General features: G+C 74.4%; 16 protein-coding genes. 11 read left to right on the top strand and 5 right to left on the bottom strand.

All coding sequences use genetic code 11. The features are described 5' to 3' along the window. Positions 1-36: 36 nt before the first annotated feature. Positions 37-1020 carry a Bug family tripartite tricarboxylate transporter substrate binding protein gene (locus LPC08_RS07530; RefSeq protein WP_230452085.1) on the bottom strand — a complete coding sequence of 328 codons (984 nt, stop codon included), beginning with the start codon at positions 1018-1020 and terminating at the stop codon, positions 37-39. Between the two features lie 130 nt (positions 1021-1150). Between LPC08_RS07530 and LPC08_RS07535 the strand changes: the two genes are divergently transcribed. The 3 genes from LPC08_RS07535 to denD all read left to right on the top strand — a co-directional run bounded on the left by LPC08_RS07535 (position 1151) and on the right by denD (position 3871). After that, on the top strand, positions 1151-1954 hold the full coding sequence (locus LPC08_RS07535; RefSeq protein WP_230452086.1) for an IclR family transcriptional regulator: 804 nt from the start codon (positions 1151-1153) through the stop codon (positions 1952-1954). A 1-nt stretch (position 1955) separates the two neighbouring features. Further along, the gene (locus LPC08_RS07540; RefSeq protein WP_230452087.1) at positions 1956-2804 is read left to right on the top strand and encodes a sugar phosphate isomerase/epimerase family protein; all 849 of its coding nucleotides are present in this window, start codon (positions 1956-1958) and stop codon (positions 2802-2804) included. Between the two features lie 80 nt (positions 2805-2884). Beyond that, positions 2885-3871 (top strand): D-erythronate dehydrogenase, encoded by a 987-nt coding sequence (gene denD / locus LPC08_RS07545; RefSeq protein WP_230452088.1) that lies wholly within the window; start codon positions 2885-2887, stop codon positions 3869-3871. A gap of 23 nt (positions 3872-3894) precedes the next feature. Here denD and LPC08_RS07550 read toward each other — a convergent pair whose 3' ends face one another. Beyond that, the gene (locus tag LPC08_RS07550) at positions 3895-4944 is read right to left on the bottom strand and encodes a 2OG-Fe(II) oxygenase (RefSeq protein ID WP_230452089.1); all 1050 of its coding nucleotides are present in this window, start codon (positions 4942-4944) and stop codon (positions 3895-3897) included. 118 nt (positions 4945-5062) lie between these two features. On the opposite strand from LPC08_RS07550, the gene LPC08_RS07555 reads away from it, so the two are divergent. Then, a complete protein-coding gene (locus LPC08_RS07555) occupies positions 5063-5968 on the top strand; it encodes a DMT family transporter (protein ID WP_230452090.1) in 906 nt (301 codons plus the stop codon). A 34-nt stretch (positions 5969-6002) separates the two neighbouring features. On the opposite strand, the gene chrA is transcribed toward LPC08_RS07555, so the two are convergent. After that, on the bottom strand, positions 6003-7286 hold the full coding sequence (gene chrA, locus LPC08_RS07560) for a chromate efflux transporter (RefSeq protein WP_230452091.1): 1284 nt from the start codon (positions 7284-7286) through the stop codon (positions 6003-6005). A 121-nt stretch (positions 7287-7407) separates the two neighbouring features. On the opposite strand from chrA, the gene LPC08_RS07565 reads away from it, so the two are divergent. The 5 genes from LPC08_RS07565 to LPC08_RS07585 are packed head-to-tail and all read left to right on the top strand — an operon-like array spanning position 7408 to position 13030. Then, positions 7408-9108, top strand: coding sequence for a nitrilase-related carbon-nitrogen hydrolase (locus tag LPC08_RS07565; RefSeq protein ID WP_230452092.1), 1701 nt, complete (start codon positions 7408-7410; stop codon positions 9106-9108). A gap of 16 nt (positions 9109-9124) precedes the next feature. Further along, a complete protein-coding gene (locus LPC08_RS07570; protein ID WP_230452093.1) occupies positions 9125-9511 on the top strand; it encodes a hypothetical protein in 387 nt (128 codons plus the stop codon). Continuing rightward, complete coding sequence (gene gltX, locus LPC08_RS07575; protein WP_230452094.1) at positions 9508-10836, top strand: glutamate--tRNA ligase; 1329 nt, start codon at positions 9508-9510, stop codon at positions 10834-10836. The genes LPC08_RS07570 and gltX overlap by 4 nt, the downstream gene beginning before the upstream one ends. 6 nt (positions 10837-10842) lie before the next feature. Next, entirely contained in the window at positions 10843-12285 is a 1443-nt protein-coding gene (cysS, locus tag LPC08_RS07580) for a cysteine--tRNA ligase (RefSeq protein WP_230452095.1), read from the top strand. 46 nt (positions 12286-12331) lie between these two features. Beyond that, positions 12332-13030 (top strand): SDR family oxidoreductase, encoded by a 699-nt coding sequence (locus LPC08_RS07585; protein ID WP_230452096.1) that lies wholly within the window; start codon positions 12332-12334, stop codon positions 13028-13030. 15 nt (positions 13031-13045) lie between these two features. On the opposite strand, the gene LPC08_RS07590 is transcribed toward LPC08_RS07585, so the two are convergent. Next, a complete protein-coding gene (locus tag LPC08_RS07590; RefSeq protein ID WP_230452097.1) occupies positions 13046-14818 on the bottom strand; it encodes a hypothetical protein in 1773 nt (590 codons plus the stop codon). A 768-nt stretch (positions 14819-15586) separates the two neighbouring features. On the opposite strand from LPC08_RS07590, the gene LPC08_RS07595 reads away from it, so the two are divergent. Then, entirely contained in the window at positions 15587-16321 is a 735-nt protein-coding gene (locus tag LPC08_RS07595; protein ID WP_230452098.1) for a sugar transferase, read from the top strand. Between the two features lie 61 nt (positions 16322-16382). Further along, complete coding sequence (locus tag LPC08_RS07600) at positions 16383-17894, top strand: glycosyltransferase family 2 protein (RefSeq protein ID WP_230452099.1); 1512 nt, start codon at positions 16383-16385, stop codon at positions 17892-17894. A 72-nt stretch (positions 17895-17966) separates the two neighbouring features. Here the strand turns inward: LPC08_RS07600 and LPC08_RS07605 are convergent, their stop codons facing one another. Beyond that, positions 17967-19268: an acyltransferase family protein gene (locus LPC08_RS07605; RefSeq protein WP_230452100.1), complete on the bottom strand. Its 1302-nt coding sequence runs from the start codon at positions 19266-19268 to the stop codon at positions 17967-17969. Between the last annotated feature and the right edge of the window lie 265 nt (positions 19269-19533).

Below are 19533 nucleotides of genomic sequence, written 5' to 3' on the forward strand. Positions count from 1 at the left end.
GCGCGCTCCCTGCCGGGCAGCGTCAAGGGCGGCCCGCTACTCGATGGTGATCCCCCGGGTGCGGATCACGTCGCCCCATTTCGCGCTCTCGGCCGCCAGGTAGGCGGGCCACTGCTCCGGCGCGCCGGGCTCGATGACATAGCCGTTGGCGGCCAGCTTCTCACGCACGGCGGGGGAGTTCAGCGCGGCGGCGACGCCTTCGTGCAGGCGCCGGATCACCGGCTCCGGCGTGCGGGCCGGGGCCAGCAGCGCGTAGTCCGTGTTGCAGGCGAAGCCGGGGACGCCGGACTCGGCCACGGTGGGGATGTCGGGCGTGAGGGCGAGGCGCTCCTGGCTGCCGATGGCCAGCGCCCGCAGCTCGCCCGAGCGGAGGTAGGGCAGCACGGTGACGACGTCGAGGAAGGCCATGTCGACCTCCTTGGCCAGCATCGCCTGCAGCATCGGCGCGCCGCCGCGATAGGTGATGTTCTCCACCTGCAGGCCGGTCATCTTCAGGAACAGCTCCGGCGCCAGGTGACCGGAGCTGCCGGCGCCCGGCGAGGCGTAGGTCATCCTGCCCGGCGCGGCCTTCGCCGCGGCGACCAGGTCGGCCACGCTGCGGATCGGCGAATCCCGGTGGACGCAGAGATAGGCGGCGATGGTCGCCAGCCGGCCGACGGGCGCGAAGTCCTTTTCGTCGTCGTAGCCACGGTTGCCGAACAGGTGTCGCGCCATGGCGTAGGTGGAGTTCACCCCCATCAGCAGCGTGTAGCCGTCAGGCCGGGCACGGGCGACGGAGGCATGGCCGATGGTGCCGCTCGCGCCCGGGCGGTTCTCCACGACGAAGCTCTGGCCGAACTCCCGGCCGAACTGCTCGGCCAGCAGGCGGGCGACGTAGTCGGTCCCGCCGCCCGGCGCCCAGGCCACAACGATGGTGACCGGCCGTGCCGGGTAGGGCGGCGTGCCCTGGGCACGGGCGGCGGCCGGCAGGGCGGTGGCACCGAGCAGGCCGGCGGCCAGGCTCCGTCGGGTCAGGGTCATGCGGTTCGTTCCTCCATCCGGGTCGCGTCACCCGCGGCGCGGCTCTCGTAGATGATATGGAATGATGTTCCAAGTGGAATGTTGATCCATTTTTCCGCTGGTGCCAGGATGCCCGCGAAGGAGCCCGCGCATGACCAGCACCCGCGACCGGCCGCTTGCGATCCTGGAGCTTCTGGCCCCCCATGCCGGCGGCCTGCCGCTGCATGCCATCGCCGACCGGCTGGACATCCCGCGCAGCGCCACCCACAGGCTGCTCGGCGACCTCCGGGCCAGCGGCTATGTCCGCCAGGACGAGGAGGGCGGGCCCTACCGGCTGACGGCGCGGATCGCCTCCCTGGCCTTCGCCTACCTGTCGGCCAACGGCATCACGGACATCGCCCAGCCCATCCTCGACGCCCTGGCGGAGCGCGCCGGGGAGCTGGTCCGCCTCGCGGTGATCGACGGCGACCGCCTGACCTGGGTGGCCAAGGCCCAGGGCGCGCGGCACGGGCTGCGCTACGATCCCGACCCGGATGCGGGGGCGGAGGTGCGCCTCTCCTGCACCGCCAACGGCCATGCCTGGCTGGCCAGCCTGACCGACGAGGCGGCGCTGGAGCTGGTGGCGCGGCAGGGCTTCGCCCCGGCCGGGCAGAGCGGCCCCGGCGCGCCGCGCAGCATCCCGGCCTTGCTCGACCGTCTGCGCCTGGCCCGCGAGCGGGGCTTCGCGACGGTGCAGGAGGCCTATGAATCCGGGACCTCCGCCATGGCCGCGGCGATCCGAAGGCCCGGGACGGCGCAGCCCTGCGGCACGCTCAGCGTTGCCGGCCCCAGCTTCCGCCTGACCGAGGCACGGATGCAGGCCCTGGCCCCCGCACTGCTGGAGGCGGCGGCGGAGCTGGCGGCCTCCTCCGGCGCCTCGCCCCTCTTCGCGCCCGCGCTGGGCCGGGTGGCCTGAGATGATCCCGGCCATCGATTCCTACTGCTTCCACCGCTACTTCGGCGATTGCTACCCGGGGCTGGAGCGCGATCCGGGCCGGCGGATGGAGGTCTGGGACGTCCTGCGCCTGGCCGGCGAGCTGGGGGCGGGCGGAGTCTCGCTGGAGGGCTGCTACCTTCCCGGCGACGCGGCCTTCCTCGACCGGCTGCGCGGGGCGCTGGACGCGGCCGGGCTGGCGCGGGTCTGGGCCTGGGGCCATCCCGACGGGCTGGGCTCCGGGCGGAAGCCGGAGGCGGCGGAGGATCTGCTCCGCCACCTGGCCATGGCCCGCCGCGTGGGGGCCGGCGTCATGCGCATCTGCTGCGGCGGCCGGCGCACGCGCCCGGATTCCTGGCCGGAGCATCGTGCGCTGCTGTTGCCGCTGCTGCGAGGCCTGCTCCCCGCCGCCGAGGCGCAGGGCGTGGTCCTGGCGATCGAGAACCACATCGACCTGCTGGCCGGGGAGCTGGCGGAGCTGCTGGAGACGATCGACTCCCCCTGGCTCGGTGCCTGCCTCGACACGGCCAACAACGTCCGCATGGGCGAGGAGCCGCTGGCCGTGGTGCGCCGGCTGGCCCCCTGGACCCGGGCGACGCACGTCAAGGACGTGGCGCCGCTGCCCGGGGCGGAGGGAGCCTTCGCCGCCTGGCCCAGCGTGCCGCTGGGGGAGGGGGTGGTGGGCATCCCCGCCGTCATCGCGGAGCTGCGGCGGGCGGGGTATGACGGGCTGCTGGCGGTCGAGATCGACTACCTGCATCCGCGCCACGGCACGGACGAGATCGCCGCGATCCGCCGCAGCCTGGATGCGCTGCGCCTCCTGCTGGGCTGAGCCGGCGGCTCTGGACGCCCGCCCCGCCCCGGACGAGAGTGCGGCCCGCCCGGCAACGGGGAGCAGCAAGGGGGAAGCGCATGCACATCCTGGTCGTCGGCGCCGCCGGCATGGTCGGCCGCAAGCTGGTGGCGCGCCTGGCGAAGGACGGGCAGCTCGGCGGGCAGCAGGTGTCCCGCCTGTCGCTGGTGGACGTGGTGGCGCCGGACGCGCCCGAGAGCATCCCCACGGAATGCTGGGCCGCCGATATCTCCGCCCCCGGCGAGGCGGCGCGCATGATCGCCGGCCGCCCGGACGTGGTCTTCCACCTCGCCGCCATCGTCTCCGGCGAGGCGGAGGCGGATTTCGACAAGGGCTACCGCATCAACCTGGACGGCACGCGGGACCTGTTCGAGGCGATCCGGCAGGAGGGTCTGCGCAACGGCCCCTACAAGCCGCGGGTGGTCTTCACCTCCTCCGTCGCCGTCTTCGGCGTGCCGCTGCCCGAGGCCATCCCGGACGACTACGTGCTGGCGCCGCTGACCAGCTACGGCACCCAGAAGGCGATCGGCGAGTTGCTGCTGGCCGACTACTCCCGGCGCGGCTTCCTCGACGGCATCGGCATCCGCCTGCCCACCATCTGCATCCGCCCCGGCGCGCCCAACAAGGCGGCCTCGGGCTTCTTCTCCAACATCCTGCGCGAGCCGCTGTCGGGGAAGGACGCGGTGCTGCCGGTCGACGAATCCGTGCGCCACTGGCACGCCAGCCCGCGCGCCGCGGTCGGCTTCCTGCTGCACGCGGCGACGCTGGACACGGCGCCGCTGGGCGCGCGCCGCACCCTCTCCATGCCCGGCCTTTCCGCCACGGTGGGCGAGCAGATCGAGGCGTTGCGCCGCGTCGCGGGGGAGAAGGCGGTGAAGCTGATCCGCCGCGAGCCCGACGCCACCATCGCCGGCATCGTCGCCGGCTGGCCGCAGGGCTTCGACCCGAAGCGTGCCCTGGCGCTGGGCTTCCGGGCGGAGGGCAGCTTCGACGAGATCATCCGCGTCCATATCGAGGATGAGCTGGGCGGCCGCCTGCCCGGCTGACGCGACGGCGGCGCGGCGATGCCTCAGCGCATCGCCACGCCGCTTTCACCGGCGGCCATGCGCTGGCGGATCAGCTCCTGCTCCGCCCGGGCGCCCTCCGCGTCGGTGAAGAAGGTGAAGATAGCGAAGCGCCGGCCGCGCGTGACGGGCATCGCCTCGTGCAGCATGTCGCAGCCGAAGACCGCGCCGCCGCCGACGGGGGGCGCGTAGAAATCCGGCTCGAACTCCGGGAAGCGCAGCGTCCCGCCCTCGTAGTCCACGCCATGGGCGTTGAGGTTCAGGCTGAGCGCGAAGCGGCGCTGCTGGGTGAAGGGGGTGCGGTTGTCGCGGTGCGCGCCGAAGGCCCCGGCATCGGCGGCGTCGTAGCAGCCGATGCGCGGCGGCTCGAAGCTCGCCGCCCGGAAGCGGAAGGCGCGGGCCATCTCCGGCAGGACGCGGCGTTGCAGCCGCTGCTGGAAGGTGGCGTAGAGGCCCTGGTCGTCCAGCGGCACGTCGATCCGGCGCTTGATGTTCGCGGCCGCGCTCGCCGCCCCGGCCGCGCTGGCGACACGGTTGCGGCTCTTCTCGCCCTTCTCCCAATGCGCAAGCAGGGCGGCGACCAGCGCGGGCTCCAGGATGCCGGGGATGATCAGCACCGGCGCGCCGGGGGTGCGCAGCACGCCCTCGCGCGGTTCCGGCAGGCTGTCGAGCGCCTGCCGCAGCGCCTCCGGCCCCTGGCCCAGGAAGCCCAGGCCGCCACGCGGCGCCAGCACCGCCACCCCGCCCCGGGGGAAGCCCAGCGCCCGGGCCAGGGCGCCCTGCGGGTCGAACAGCCGCGTCACCCCGCCGGCCTGCGCCGCGCCGCCGGGCGGGCCGGCCTCCACCACCAGCAGCACGCCGCCGCGGCGCCGCGCCTCCGCCTCCGCCGCCGCCAGCGCCTCCGGGGCGGGGCGGTCCTGCGGCCCGGCCAGCAGGACCAGCACCCGGTGCAGGTGGGCGATGGACTGTTGCAGCACGTCCCACGCCTCGCCCCGCGCATCGGCCAGGGAAAGGGAGGAGATGATGTCGCCGGGCAGGAGGGCAGCATGGCTCATGGCCGCCTTCATCGTCGGGGCGCGGCCCGGCTGCAAGCGCCACAATCCCCCGGGGGCGCGGGCGAGGGGTGCGGCGCCGGGCATGGACGCCGCCCGGCCGGCCCCCCAGGCTGGCCGCATGCCCGACCCCGCCCGCCCCGCGCCGAGCCCCGCCGAGAGACGGGAGTGGCGGATCGGCCTGCTCTGCGCGCTGGGCTCGCTGCTGGTCTGGGCGGGCTTTCCCCTCGCCGCGCGCCTGGCCGGGCACCAGCCCTTCACCGCCTGGGACGTGGCGGCGCTGCGCTACACCGGCGCCTTCCTGGCCGCGTTGCCGCTGCTGGCGCTGCGCGGGGTCCCCCGCATCCGCTTCGGCCGGGCGGCCGCGCTCGCCGCGACGGCGGGGCTCGGCTATCCGCTGCTGGCCTATCTCGGCTTCCTCTTCGCGCCGGCGGCGCATGCGGGGGTGCTGCTGGCGGGCTCGCTGCCCTTCCTCGGCGCCGCCTTCGGCGCGCTGGTGCTGGGCGAGCGCTGGACGGGGCGGCAGGTCGCGGCGCTGGCCCTGGCCGGGCTGGGCATGGGGCTGCTGGCACGCGACACCTTCGGGGCCCATCCCGGCGCCTGGAAGGGCGACCTGCTCTTCCTCGGCGCCGCCCTGTCCTGGCTGGCCTACATGCGGCTGGTGCGGCGCTGGCAGGTCCCGGCGCTCTCGGCCACGCTGTGCATCGCCCTGCTCTGCGCCCCCGCCTACCTGCCCGTCTGGTGGCTGGCCCTGCCCAGCCGGATGGCCGAGGCGGGCTGGGGGACGATCCTGTTCCAGTTCTTCTACCACGGCGTCCTGGCCGTGGTGCTGGCGGGCTTCCTGTTCACCCGGGCGGTGAACGCGCTGGGGGCGACCACGGCCACCGCCATCACCGCGCTGGTCCCGGCGCTGACCGCGCTCGGCGCCTGGCCGCTGCTGGGCGAGGCGCTGGGCTGGATGGGGCTGGCGGGGGTGGCGCTGGTCTCCGTGGGAATGCTGACCCTGGTCTGGCGGCGGGGCGGCTGACGGTGGCCGGGTAGGGTCACGGGGCCGGGGCGGGTCAGGGCGCGAGGGCGGAGGCCAGCCCGGCCAGGGCGCAAAGCCCCACCACCGGCAGGGCCGGTGCGCGCCAGACCGCCAGGGCCAGGAAGCCCGCCGCGGCCACCGCCGCATCCGCCGGCCGCAGCACGGCCCCCGTCCAGACCGGATCGTACAGCGCCGCGCCCAGCAGGCCGACCACGGCGGCATTCACCCCGCGCAGCGCCGCCTGGGCGGCGGGGCGCCGGCGCAGCCCGCTCCAGAAGGGCAGGATGCCCAGCAGCAGCAGGAATCCCGGCAGGAAGATCGCCGTCAGCGCCAGCACGGCGCCCGCCAGGCCGCCGGGGCCGGGATGTGCCACGGCACCCAGATAGGCCGCGACGGTGAAGAGCGGCCCCGGCACCGCCTGGGCGGCGCCGTAGCCGGCGAGGAAGGCATCCCCGGCCACCAGCCCCGGCAGCACCAACGTGTCCCGGAGCAGCGGCAGCACCACGTGGCCGCCGCCGAAGACCAGGGCGCCGGCGCGGTAGAAGGCGTCGAAGAGGCGGCCGGCGGCACCGAGCGCGGGCAGCAGCGGCCCCGCCAGGAGGAGCGCCGCGAAGAGCAGCAGCCAGGCCAGGCCGGCCCGGCGCGACAGCGGCACGGGCAGCGCGCCGGCCGGGGCGGCGCCGGCCTCGCCGCGGCAGAGCCCGAGCCCCGCCAGCCCGCCGAGGAGAATCGCGGCCAGCTGTCCGGACGGGCCGGTCCAGGCGGCCGCCATGGCCAGGGCGGCGAGGGCGATCCCCGCCCGCGCCCGGTCCGGACAGAGGCTGCGCGCCATGCCCCAGACCGCCTGGGCCACGATGGCCACGGCGGCGAGCTTCAGCCCGTGCAGCAGGCCGGCGCCCGCCTGGGATTGCGCCAGTGGGCCTGCCCAGGCCGCGAACAGCACCAGGATCGTGGCGGAGGGCAGGGTGAAGCCCGCCCAGGCGGCCAGCGCGCCCGGCATCCCCGCGCGCAGCAGGCCGAGGGCGAAGCCGACCTGGCTGGAGGCGGGGCCGGGAAGGAACTGGCAGAGGGCCACCAGCTCGGCATAGGCCGCCTCGCTCAGCCAGCGCCGGCGCTCCACGAAGGCGGCGTGGAAGTATCCCAGATGCGCGACCGGCCCACCGAAGGAGGTCAGGCCGAGCAGCAGGAAGACGCGGAAGACCTCCCGGACCGTGCCCTCCGGCGAGCGGCCGCCCGCCGGGAGGTGGCTGGCCCAGAGATCGTCCGCCGGGGGATCGCCTGGCGAGGAGGGCGGGGTGGCGGGGCGCGGGGGCGGCATGCCCGTCGCCGCATACCAGGGTCCGGCCGCGATTCGGATGGCACCTTGCGGACATCGCTCCCCGGCGGGCAGGCCGGCTTCGTTGACCCCCGGGGGGCGCCTTCCTAGGTTCGGCCGGATCATGGCCCCGCCCGACACGCTCCGGATCGCGCTCGCCCAGTGCAACCCGCATCCGGGCGCGATGGAGCGGAACGCCGACCGCCTCCTGGCGCTTCGGGCCGAGGCGGCGGCGCAGGGGGCCGACCTGCTGCTGACCCCGGAGCTGGGCATCGCCGGCCATGCGCCCCAGGATCTTCCGCGCCTCCCGGACGTCCAGGCCGCCTGCGACGCGGCGCTGGCGCGGCTGGCGGCGGCCACGGCGGATGGCGGGCCGGGGATGGTGGTCGGCGGCCCCTGGGCGGAGGGCGGCCGGCGCTTCGACGCCGTCACCCTGCTCGATGGCGGCCGGGTCGTGGCGCGGCGGGCCAGGCACGCGCCGTCCGGGGAGGACGGCTTCGACCCCGGCCCCGCGCCCGGCCCGGTGGCCTTCCGCGGCATCCGGCTGGGCCTGCTGCCCGGCGAGGACGCCTGGACCCCCGAGGTGGCGGAAACCCTGGCGGAAAGCGGGGCGGAGCTGCTTCTCTCGACCCACGCCAGCCCCTTCGTCCTGGGCCGCTCCGACCGCCGGGTGGAGCGGGCGGTGCCCCGGGTGGTGGAGACCGGCCTGCCCTTCGTCTTCCTCAACCGGATCGGCGGGCTGGGGGAGGGGGTCGCCGACGGCGCCTCCTTCGTGCTGAACGCCGACTGCTCCCTCGCCGCGACGCTGCCCGCCTTCGCCGAGGCGCTGGCCGTCACCGACTGGTCGCGCGACGGTCAGGGCGGCTGGCGCTGCGCCGCGCGGCCCCTGCTGCCCTGGCTGGGAGAGGAGGAGGCGACCTGGCGCGCCCTGGTGCTGGGCCTGCGCGACCATGTGGAGCGGAACGGCTGCCCCGGCGTGGTGCTGGATCTCGCCGGCGGCCCCGGCGCCGCCCTCGCCGCCGCCTGCGCCGTGGATGCGCTGGGCGCCGGCCGGGTCCGCGGCGTCCTGCTGCCCGGCCCCGATACCACCGCGGAGCGGCTGGAGGAGGCCGAAGCCTGCGCCGGGCGGCTGGGGCTGCGCTGCGCGACCGTCCCGCTCGCCCCGGCCCTGGACGCCTTCGCCGCCCTGCTTGCGCCCGCGCTGGCTCCCCTGCCACCGGGGGATTCCAGGGAGGGGGCCGCCCGGGAGGCCATCCCGCCCCGCGCCCGCGCCGCCGCCCTGCTGGCGCTGTCCGACGCGACGGGCGACCTGCCGCTGGCCACCGTCGACAGGAGCGGGCTGGCCGTCGGGGAGGCCGCTCCCGGGGACGGCTTCGCGCTCCTGAAGGACCTGTACCGGACGGACCTCCTCCGCCTCGCCCGCTGGCGCAACGCGAACCGCCCCGCCGGCCTGCTGGGCCCGGAGGGCCCGGTCGTGCCGGAGCGGGCGATCGCGGCGCCCCCTGTCCGGGACGGCCTGCCGCCCCAGCCCGCGCTGGACGCCATCCTGCACGGGCTGGTGGAGCGGGAGGCGGGGGTGGAGGCGCTGGTCGCGGAGGGGCTGGACCGCGAGGCCGTGCGGCGGGTCTGGCGCCTGCTGGCCGAGGGCGCGTACAAGCGCCGCCAATCGCCGCCGGGCCTGACTCTCTTCGCCCGCCCCAACGGGCGGGACCGGCGCGCCCCGATCACCCACGGCTACACGGCCGCCGCCGCGACGGGCGGGGCCCCGCCGCCGGTCCCGCCCGAGGCGCGCGGCGACCGGCGCCAGCCCGAACCCGTCGCCTGAGGATTGCGAGCCTGCCATGAGCGACGACCTACCCCCCGTCCCCGAGGAGGCGGGCTTCGCCGTCCGCATCCGCGACCTGTCCGGCGGCAACGGATCGGAGCCGGTGGAGACCATCCGCGGCTTCGTCTCCGCCGAGCACGCCAACGCCTTCGCCCGCCGCTACGTGCGCGACAGCGTCGAGCTGTGCCGGGCGCGCGGGATGGATGCCAAGGAGGTGCTCGCCGCCTGGTTCGCCTTCGGCGAGGACGCCGACGTGCTGGGCGCGGGCGACGAGGCGTGGTCCAGCGCGACGGAGCTGGCGGGCTTCGCCGCCTATCCGCCGGAGGACGAGGAGGAGCGCGACTGGCGCGTCCTCGACCCCCGCCGCGACGGCGAGGATGAGGGGGAGGAGGACGAGGCGTGAAGGTCCGCTTCGCCCCCAGCCCCACCGGTTACCTGCATGTCGGCAACGCCCGCGCCGCGCTGGCCAACTGGCTGCACGCGCGCCGGCATGGCGGCCGCTTCCTCCTCCGCCTGGACGACACGGATGCGGAGCGGTCCAAGCCGGAATTCGCCCGCGCCATCGAGGAGGACCTGCGCTGGCTCGGCCTCGACTGGGACGAGTTCCTGCGCCAGTCGGACCGCACCGCGCTCTACGCCGCGGCGGCCGAGAAGCTGAAGGCGCAGGGCCGGCTCTACCCCTGCCTGGAGAGCGAGGAGGAGCTGGAGTTCAAGCGCGAACAGCGCCGCCGCCAGGGCAAGCCGCCCGTCTACGACCGCGCCGCGCTGAAGATGACGGCGGAGCAACTCGCCAAGGCCGAGGCGAACGGCAAGACGCCCTACTGGCGCTTCAAGCTCTCGGGCGGCGAGGCGACGTGGCGCGACGAGGTGCTGGGCGAGCGGCGGGTGAAGCTGCCCAGCCTCTCCGACCCGGTGCTGGTGCGGGCGGACGGGACCTTCCTCTACACCTTCACCTCCGTGGTGGACGACCTGGAGACGGGGATCACGGACATCATCCGCGGCGAGGACCACGTCACCAACACGGGCATCCAGCTCGACATCATGGGCGCGCTGGGCATGGGGCGGCCGATCCGCTTCGCCCACCTGCCGCTGCTGACCGATGCGGAGGGCGGGCCGCTGTCCAAACGCCTCGCCTCCGTCTCGCTGCGCCAGTTCCGCCGCGACGGGATTGAGCCGGCGGCGATCGCGGGATACCTCGCGGCCCTGGGCTCGCGCCGCGACCCCGAGCCCGCCATGCCGGCGGAGATGGTGCAGGGCTGGTCGCTCGACGGGCTGTCGAAGAGCGCGGCCCGGTTCGACGCGAAGCAGATGCTGGCGCTGAACCGGAAGTACCTGCACGCCCTGCCCTACGCGGCCGTGCGCGGCCGCCTGCCCGAGGGGGCGGGGGAGGCGTTCTGGCTCGCGGTGCGCGGCAACCTCGACACCGTCGGGGAAGCGCAGGACTGGCTGGACGTCGCGGAAGGGAATATCCTTCCCCCCGTGCAGGAAGAGGAGGCGGATTTCCTCCGCGCCGCCCTCGACACCCTGCCGCCGGAGCCCTGGAACGGTGACACCTGGCCGCACTGGACCGCAGAGCTGGCGCAACGCACGGGCCGCAAGGGCCGCGCGCTGTACTGGCCGCTGCGCCGGGCGCTGACCGGCGAGGAGCACGGGCCGGACCTCAAGGCCCTCCTGCCGCTGATCGGCCGCGACCGCGCGGTGCGGCGGCTGACGCATTCCATGGGCTGACCCGCCATGCAGCTTCGCTTCCACGACAGCGCCAGCCGGCGCAAGGTCGGGTTCACCCCGATCGACCCGCAGAACGTGCGGATCTATGTCTGCGGCCCGACCGTCTACGACCTCGCCCATCTCGGCAACGCGCGCCCGGTCGTCGTCTTCGACGTGCTGGCGCGGCTGCTGCGGCGGCTGTTCCCGCGCGTTACCTATGTCCGCAACATCACGGACGTGGACGACAAGATCAACGCGCGGAGCCGCGAGAGCGGCGAGCCGATCGGCGCGATCACCGCGCGCACCACGACCGATTTCCACGCGGACATGGCCGCCCTCGGCGCCCTGCCGCCCGACCGGGAGCCGCGCGCGACCGAGACCATCGCCGAGATGGTCACGCTGATCGAGCGGCTGATCGCCTCCGGCCATGCCTATGCCGCCGAGGGGCACGTGCTGTTCAGCGTTCCCTCCTTCCCCGACTACGGGAAGCTCTCGGGCCGCGATCCGGAGGAGATGCTGGCCGGCGCCCGCGTCGAGGTCGCGCCCTACAAGCGCGACCCCGGCGACTTCGTGCTGTGGAAGCCCTCCGAGCCCGACCTGCCCGGCTGGGACAGCCCCTGGGGCCGCGGCCGGCCGGGCTGGCACATCGAGTGCTCCGCCATGTCGTGGAAGTTCCTGGGCGAGAGCTTCGACATCCATGGCGGCGGGCACGATCTGCTCTTCCCGCACCACGAGAACGAGCTGGCCCAGAGCCTCTGCGCCTTCCCCGGCAGCCGCTTCGCGGCGCTGTGGATGCACAACGGCATGCTGCGCGTGGACGGCGAGAAGATGTCGAAGTCGCTCGGCAACTTCCGCACCGTGCGCGACATCCTGGCGCACGGGGCCTGGGCGGGGGAGGCGTTCCGCCTGCTGCTGCTGCGCACGCACTACCGCTCCGAGCTCGACTACACGGAGGAGCGGCTGCACGACGCCAAGGCGGAGCTGGACGACCACTACGCCCTGCTCGCCCGGCTGCCGGAGGCCCCCGCGCCGGAGCCGGAACTGGCCGCGCGCCTCGCCGACTGGGCGCTGGAGCCGCTGGGCGACGACCTCAACACGCCGCTGGCCCTGGCCCGGCTGCGCGACCTGCGGGCGCTGGGCAATCTTGGCGCCGTCGGCGGCTCGGCCAGCGTGGTGCTGGGGCGGGTGGGGCTCGACGCCCTGCCGCAGCCGGCGACGGCCGCGGCGGCGCTGCGCGAGGCGGCCGGGGTGCTGGGGCTGCTGGGCAGCGATCCGGTGGCCTGGCGCCAAGGCGGGGCCGGCGGCGACGCGGCGGACGAGGCGGCGGAGATCGAGGCGGCCATCGCCGCGCGCCTCGCCGCCCGCAAGGCGCGGGACTGGGCGGAGGCCGACCGAATCCGCGACGGCCTCGCCGCGCGGGGCGTGGTGCTGGAGGACGGGCCGCAGGGCACCACCTGGCGCCGGGGGTGAACCCGGCGCCGGTCTCGCCGTTCATCGCGCGGCGATGGAGGGTGGCATGACGAAGGTGGCGCTGGTGACGGGGGCCGCGCATGGCATCGGGCTGGGCATCGCCCGACGGCTGACCCGCGACGGCTGGCGGGTGGTGATCGCGGACCGCAAGGCACCGCCGGCCGATCTGGAGGCGCGGGCGGTGCCGGCGGACGTGGCCGACCCGCAGCAGGTCGCGGCCCTGGTCAGGGCCGTCGCGGAGACCGAGGGGCGGCTGGACGCGCTGGTCTGCAACGCCGGCTTCATGATCCGCAAGCCGATCCGGGAGCTGACGCTCGCCGAGTGGAACGCGGTGCTGGCCACCAACCTGACCAGCACCTTCCTGCTGGCCCAGGCGGCGGAGCGGATGCTGCGGGCGGCGCGGGGTGCCATCGTCACCATCGCCTCCACCCGCGCGCACCAGTCGGAGCCGGATACGGAGAGCTATGCCGCCAGCAAGGGCGGCCTCCTCGCGCTCACCCACGCGCTGGCGGTCAGCCTGGGGCCGGAGGTGCGGGCCAACGTGGTCAGCCCCGGCTGGATCGACGTGGCGGGGGAGGCGCTTCGCCCCGGGGACCATGCGCAGCACCCGGCGGGCCGGGTGGGGCGGGTGGAGGACATCGCCGCCCTGGTCGCCTGGCTGGTCGGTCCGGAGAGCGGCTTCGTCACCGGCGCCGAATTCGTCAGCGACGGCGGCATGACCCGGAAGATGATCTACGCGGAATAGGCCGGCCGGCCCCCGTCAGGCCTCCCCGGTGGCAGGCTGCCGCAGCCCGGCGAGCAGGCGGTCGAGTTGCGCCGCATGGCGCTCCTCCGCGGGGCCATTCTCCGCCTCCGTGGGCGCCTCCGTGGGCGCCTCCGTGGGCCTCGGCTCGCCCGGGCCGCGCATGGCCGCCAGCAGCAGGTCGGCCCGGACACGGCGGCGGGCCTCCCGGCGCAGGGAGGTCTCCAGCGCCTCGATCGTGGTGCGCCGCTCCTCCGGGCGCAGGTCGCCGGCGGCGCGCCGGGCCGCCTGGGCCGCGCGCCAGCGGGCGAAGACCGCGTCCACCAGCACCTCGGGCACCGGAAAAGGCGCTGCCGCGAGCAAGGCATCCAGCCATGCGGTTCGCCGCATGGCCTGGGCCTCCGCGGTCGCCTCCGCCACCAGCCGCCGGGCGACCTCCGCACGCAGGGCGGCGAGGTCCGGCCATCCCAGCAGCCGGGCGAGGTCCGGCCCGGGTGGCATGGGCTGGCGGACCTGCCGCAGCTGCAGGGTCAGCCGGGCCTCCCGTCGGCCGGGCTCGCCGGCCCCGGATGGCAGGATCAGGTCATGGGTCAGGCGCTCGCCCGCACGCCGCCCGACCAGCCGCTCCGACAGGCCCGCCGGGATGCCCGCCGGGATGTCTGCCGCTGCCGTGGGTCCCACCGGCACCAGCAACCCGTCAGGCCAGGGGGAGGGCAGGCTGTCGCCCTCTCGCGCACCGCGCGACAGCCGCATGCCCCCGAGCCGCAGCGTATAGGCGGCGTCGACCTCCCCCGGCGGCCGCAGGCGCAGGAAGACTCGGACCCCCGTCGTGCCCGGGTGCCGCACGACCAGTTCGGCGGCGAATCGTTGCGCCGCCAGCCGCCCCGGCCCAGGGAGAGGCAGGGGCGCGTCGTGCCGCTCCACCAGGGTCCCGGCCGCGTCCTGTTCTTCCAGAAGCGCGCTGGCGGAGGTCCCGGGGTGGATCTCGCCCGCCAGGAGGCGCCAGGCGCCCTCAAGAAGAAGGGTCTCGCCGGGAACCACGGCGACGGCCCCGGGCCGGTCCAGCGCCAGTTGCGGCGTCTGCTTCGGGGTGACGCGGCCTTCGATGCGCAGGTCCAGGCAGGGAAGGCCGTCCTCCTCCCCGGTCCCCTCCACCCGGGCCAGCCGCTCCTTCTGCCAGACCAGGCTCCAGCGCGGCGGCATGCGGTTGAGGCCCGGGACGGCGCCGACGCCATCCGGATTCCCCAGGAGATTGGCGGAATCGAGGGCTCGCACCGACTCCACGGACAGCACGACGCGGTCCCCGGCGGCGGCAGGCACCGGAGGCGCGGCCACCTGCCAGGGGCCATGCCGCCCCGCGAGACGCCGCAGCTCCGCATCCAGCCGGACGGCGTCCACGCTGATGGGGGGAAGGTCCGGTGGGCACAAGCCGGACGGGTCGGGGACGGCGATGTCAGGCAGGGCCTCGAAGGCGATGTGCATCCGGCGCCCCCCATCGGGGCCGGGGGGCAGGGGGTTGAGCTTCGGCGACTCGGCCGGCCGGAGGCGGCGGGCGCCGATCAACTGGCGCGCGGCCTCCAGCGCCAGGCTGCGGACCGCCGCATCCGTCACGCCGCGGCCGAAGCGCGGCCGCAGGCTCTCGGGGTCGGCGCCGGGCGCCAGCCGGTCGCGCAACTCGGCCAGACGTGTCCGGACGGCACCATCCAGCACCGTCCCGGGGATCTCGACGATCGCGGCGTGGCGCAGGCCACGCACGGGTAGGGGTTGGACCAGGACGGAGGCAGCCTGCATCAGGAATGTCTGCCTCACGGCGGCAAGGAGGCCAACGGGGATCGACGGCTGGCCCGGCGCGGAGGGGCGCCGCTGCCCCGGATGCCAGGGCGAGCCTGGGGTGGCGGGATGGCTGCCAGTGCCGAGGCAGGCCCGCCGGTCAGCGGTCGCGGATATCCCGCTGCGCCGTCCCCTCGCACCCTCATCGGCGCGTGGGGTGAGGGAACGGTCCAGGCCAGCGCCCACCAGAACGTTCCGCCCGGAAGATCAATTGGCCTGCCTGCGACCGGGAGAGGATGGCGGGCCACGGCGATTCTCCCGCAAGGATGCAGAATCTGTCGCAGGCCTACTACGGCGCGAGTAAATCCACCGTGAGCGCTTCGATACAGATGGTCTGCCCTTGAAATAGGCTTGCGCTGCATTGCAACATACTGGCGTACGGCATGGCTCGCAGCCCGCCCGTGACGTCCTCCGACACCCTTCAAGGCGGTTAGACGAAACGGAATCAAAACAGTATCCAAACGCGGGACTTGTATCAGATCAACGATAGCAGTTTAAAAAATGATATGGTGCTGACATCGTTTTCGGACGTCGGGTGCCAAATGAGGCGGTTTTGTGACAAAAATCTGGGTTCCGGACCTGACGAACTCGCGTGGTACGCGAACTGACCGAAATTTCCATCTGGACAATGTGCAGTGCGGCAGTTACCAGACCGTTAAGACCTCAGACCAAGAAGGGGGAGGGCCACTGTCCGGGAATCCCAATGGGACGCTTCGCGGAGGCAATCCTATGCTCGACGCCCTGAACGATCTTGGCCGGCGTGCTTCCACGCCGACCCTCATGGAGCAGTCGGCAGGCTACGGCCTGCCAGCCGTCGCTCTCGATGCTGCGTCAAGCCCCGCGCACAGCGAATGGACGCAGGGCGTGAAGCGCGGCTTCGACGTGTCGCTGGCGATCGTGCTGCTCGTGATCCTGGCGCCCCTGATGCTGATCCTGGCCCTCGCCGTCCGCAAGGATGGCGGACCGGCCTTCTACGGCCACCGCCGGGTCGGGCGGGGGGGCGTCGAGTTCCCCTGCCTCAAGTTCCGCAGCATGGTCATCAACTCCGACCAGGTGTTGCAGGAGCTGCTGGCGCGCGACCCGGTGGCCGCCAAGGACTGGGCCACGAACCGCAAGCTGCGCCACGACCCCCGGGTGACCCGGATCGGCCGCTTCCTGCGGGCGACGAGCCTCGACGAGCTGCCGCAGATCATCAACGTGCTGCGCGGCGAGATGAGCTTCGTCGGTCCCCGGCCGGTCGTCACGGACGAGTTGCGCCGCCACTACGGCGCCGCCACGGCCCACTACATCGCCGTCCGCCCGGGCATCACGGGCCTCTGGCAGATCAGCGGCCGCAGCGACACCACCTATGTCGAGCGGGTGGAGTTGGACCAGCGCTACGTCCAGGAGTTCTCCATCCTCCAGGACCTGCGCATCCTGCTGCGCACCGTCCCGGCCGTCCTGGCCCGGCGCGGCGCCTATTGATCCAGCCGCCCCGGGCTGATCCGCGCCGCGGTCCCCGCCAGGGGCGCGGCGCCTCACCGTCATGAATGTCCCACTGCACAACGGGGCTCCCGCCCCGGGGGCGGGCCTCCTGTCCGCCGGCGACACGGAACGCCTGCCGGTGCCGCTGGTCAGCGTGATCGTCGCCAACTGGAACGGCGAACGGTTCCTGGCCGGAACGCTCCACGCCATCCTCTCGCAGAGCGTGACGGCGATCGAGGTCATCGTCGCGGACGACGCCTCCACCGATGGCAGCTGCGCCCTGGTCGAAGCCATCGCCGCCACCGATCCGCGCGTGCGGCTGTTGCGCGCCCCGGCCAATGGCGGCCCCGCGGCGGCGCGGAACCGGGCGCTGGACGCGGCGCGCGGGCGCTGGGCCGCCGTGGTGGACAGCGACGACCTGCTGCATCCCGAGCGGCTCCGCCGCCTGGTCGCGGCGGCGGAGGCGGCGGGCTCCGACATCGCGGCCGACGACCTGCTGATCTTCGACGATGGCGGAGTCGTCCCGCCCTCCCGCATGCTGCCGCCTGGCAGCCGCCAGACCTTCACCGTGGATGCAGCAGGCTGGATTCGCGCGAACACGCTGTTCGCCGGCGGGCCCATGCTGGGCTACCTCAAGCCCATCTTCCGGCGTGAGGCGCTGCAGCGCCATGGCGTGCGCTACGACGAGCGCCTGCGCATCGCCGAGGATTACGACTTCATCCTGCAGCTGCTGCTCGCCGGGGCGCGGTTCAGCGTCCATCCGGACCTGACCTATTTCTATCGCAAGCATGCGGCCTCGATCTCCCACCGCCTGTCCCTTCGCACCCTCTCGGCCATGGCCGCCGCGAATGACGTGCCGCTGGCGGAAGGGGCGCCCGAGGTGGTGCGGGCCGCCCTGCGCCGGCGCGCCGGGAGCCTGTCCGATGCCCTGGCCTTCGAGCACCTCGTCGCCGCGCTGAAGGCGCGCCGGCCGCTGGAGGCGATGCGGCAGCTGCTGCACCGGCCCGGCGCGGCACGCCCCCTGGCCGGGGCAATGGGCGACCGGCTGCGTCGCCTGTCCCGCCGGCGCGGCGGACCCCAGGCCGCGACGGGGGAGGGGCAGGTGGCCCTGATCACCCGCCAGCCGCTGGAGGGCTGGGAGACGGAGTCCGGCCGACGGCTGCTGCGTCTCGTCAGCGCCCTGGCCGGGGCGGGCCTGGCGGTGGACCTGCTCTGCCCCGCCCCCGGCGCCCCGGCGACGCCGCAGGCCCCGCCCCCGGGCGTCCGCCGGCTGCTGCTGCGTGGGAACGGGATGCGGGACGCCGGGGCGGCGACGGACGCCGTGCCGGCGGATGACGCGGCAGCGCTCTTCGTCGCGCAGCACGCCCATGGCGCCGCCATCGTGCTGGCGGATGGGGAGGAGATGGCGGCGTTGCTGCCGTACTCTCTCCGTCCGGAGAAGGGGTGGGCGGTGCTGCGTGGCGCCGGGTTGCCCGGCGCGGCGTTGCCGGACTGGGCCGGTATGGTCTTCGACCTGCAAGACGGATCGGCGGCAGGCAGCCTGGTCGACTGGGCCGTCCGGCACGGCCGCTGACCGGCTGGCGAGGGGCCCGGGCCGGGCCGTTGCCAGCCCCCGGACCGACCCCCGGACGCCGGCCCGGTGGGATCAGCGCGCCGTCTTGTCGGACTCGCCCGGGCCCGTGGGGAACCCTTCCGTGGCATCCGGCCGGGACACGTCCTGCGGTGCGCCGGCCGGACCTGCCGCCGCGGCCGGTGGCCGGCGGCCGCGCGCCAGCAGCATGAACAGGCGCTCCACGGTGACGTAGTAGAGGAAGCCGAGCAGCAGCGAGACGAGGATCAGCAGCACCGGCAGGCCGATCATCGTGGCCCAGCTGTCCGGCAACGGCACGATGCGGGACACCACCACGGCGGTGACGTGCATCGCCGGCACATGGACGAGGTAGACCGAGTAGCACATCGTCCCGATCAGGGCGATCGCCGGCACCGCCAGCAGCCGCCGCGCGATGCGCCCGCGCATCCCGCCATAATACACGGCCACGGCGCAGAGCATGGAGGCCACGATGCGCAGCGGATCATCCGGCAGGGTGGTGGCGCCGTGCCGCTCGAACACGCCGGTGAAGGCAAGCCCGGCCAGCCCCGCGACGAAGAGCGCGTCGAAGCGTAGGCCCGGCGTCGCCTGCAGCGGATCGTTCCGGCTGGTGGCATCGGCCACCAGGATGCCTGCCCAGAACAGGTGGAAGAACTTCAGCAGGGTCCAGCGGTAGCGCCCCCATTCGCCGAACACATGCGCTGCGGTGATCGCGGCCAGCATGGACAGGATCAGGACCGCGACGCCGAGGATGGCCCGGTCGCGCGGCTGCCGGATACGCAGGTACAACCAGACCAGCAGCGGGCTGATCAGGTAGAACTGCATCTCGATCTCGAGCGACCAGGTCGGCGGGTTGAGCCGCGGCGGTGCGTTGAACAGGATCCCGTGGATGTAGAGCACGCTGGCCGCGAAGCTCTGACCCAGCGACGCATCCTGCCCCTGGAAGCTGGGCGCGTTGGGCACCTGGCCGGCCGAGGACAGCAGGACGAAGCAACCGGCCATGACGATCAGGTAGGGCGGCACGATCCGGATCAGGCGGCGCTGGTAGAAATCGGGGGTGGACGGCCAGGCGCCGCGCTGCGCGCCCTTGATGAAGGGCTGGGCGATGATGAAGCCGCTGATGAAGAAGAACAGCGCGACCCCGACCTCGCCATGGGGTACCCAGCCGAGGATGCTTTCGCCCAGGCTGCCGGTGCTGCCGTCGGAGAACCGCGTGGCGCGCAGGGTGCTGTGCCAGACCAGCACGGAGGCGATGGCGAGGAAGCGGAGGCCGTCGATCTGCGCGATGTAGCGGGTGCTGGCCACCGGGCGGCCGAACCGCGCCGGGATGGCAGCAAGGCTTCGCAGCAGGCTTGTCATGATCGGCTCCTGCCTTGGTTCTGCGATCCCGCGAGGGCCGCGGCCGCTTCCGTCACGGCACGCGGCATTCCGCTGGAAGACCGCAAGCTTGCGCCTCTCATCGGCATCGGCTCCGGGGGGACGTCGCTGCGTCCGGATCGACTGTCGTCCCGTTCGCCGTGGCGCCGGGCTTGCCCTGGCCTGTCTCGGTCCCGGAGACGGGAACCGGCTCTGCCGGGAATTCCTGACCCTGTCGCGAAGATTGCCGCATCCGTCCGGCGAAGGA

Source organism: Roseomonas sp. OT10 (assembly GCF_020991085.1).
GTDB classification, from domain to species: Bacteria; Pseudomonadota; Alphaproteobacteria; order Acetobacterales; family Acetobacteraceae; genus Roseomonas; species Roseomonas cutis.

What these genes read in the sequence shown, in the direction of transcription:
- LPC08_RS07530 (WP_230452085.1), bottom strand. Translation starts at nt 1,020, where the DNA reads ATGACCCTGACCCGACGGAGCCTGGCCGCCGGCCTGCTCGGTGCCACC.
- LPC08_RS07535 (WP_230452086.1), top strand. Translation starts at nt 1,151, where the DNA reads ATGACCAGCACCCGCGACCGGCCGCTTGCGATCCTGGAGCTTCTGGCC.
- LPC08_RS07540 (WP_230452087.1), top strand. Translation starts at nt 1,956, where the DNA reads ATGATCCCGGCCATCGATTCCTACTGCTTCCACCGCTACTTCGGCGAT.
- denD (WP_230452088.1), top strand. Translation starts at nt 2,885, where the DNA reads ATGCACATCCTGGTCGTCGGCGCCGCCGGCATGGTCGGCCGCAAGCTG.
- LPC08_RS07550 (WP_230452089.1), bottom strand. Translation starts at nt 4,944, where the DNA reads ATGAGCCATGCTGCCCTCCTGCCCGGCGACATCATCTCCTCCCTTTCC.
- LPC08_RS07555 (WP_230452090.1), top strand. Translation starts at nt 5,063, where the DNA reads ATGCCCGACCCCGCCCGCCCCGCGCCGAGCCCCGCCGAGAGACGGGAG.
- chrA (WP_230452091.1), bottom strand. Translation starts at nt 7,286, where the DNA reads ATGCCGCCCCCGCGCCCCGCCACCCCGCCCTCCTCGCCAGGCGATCCC.
- LPC08_RS07565 (WP_230452092.1), top strand. Translation starts at nt 7,408, where the DNA reads ATGGCCCCGCCCGACACGCTCCGGATCGCGCTCGCCCAGTGCAACCCG.
- LPC08_RS07570 (WP_230452093.1), top strand. Translation starts at nt 9,125, where the DNA reads ATGAGCGACGACCTACCCCCCGTCCCCGAGGAGGCGGGCTTCGCCGTC.
- cysS (WP_230452095.1), top strand. Translation starts at nt 10,843, where the DNA reads ATGCAGCTTCGCTTCCACGACAGCGCCAGCCGGCGCAAGGTCGGGTTC.
- LPC08_RS07585 (WP_230452096.1), top strand. Translation starts at nt 12,332, where the DNA reads ATGACGAAGGTGGCGCTGGTGACGGGGGCCGCGCATGGCATCGGGCTG.
- LPC08_RS07590 (WP_230452097.1), bottom strand. Translation starts at nt 14,818, where the DNA reads ATGCAGGCTGCCTCCGTCCTGGTCCAACCCCTACCCGTGCGTGGCCTG.
- LPC08_RS07595 (WP_230452098.1), top strand. Translation starts at nt 15,587, where the DNA reads ATGCTCGACGCCCTGAACGATCTTGGCCGGCGTGCTTCCACGCCGACC.
- LPC08_RS07600 (WP_230452099.1), top strand. Translation starts at nt 16,383, where the DNA reads ATGAATGTCCCACTGCACAACGGGGCTCCCGCCCCGGGGGCGGGCCTC.
- LPC08_RS07605 (WP_230452100.1), bottom strand. Translation starts at nt 19,268, where the DNA reads ATGACAAGCCTGCTGCGAAGCCTTGCTGCCATCCCGGCGCGGTTCGGC.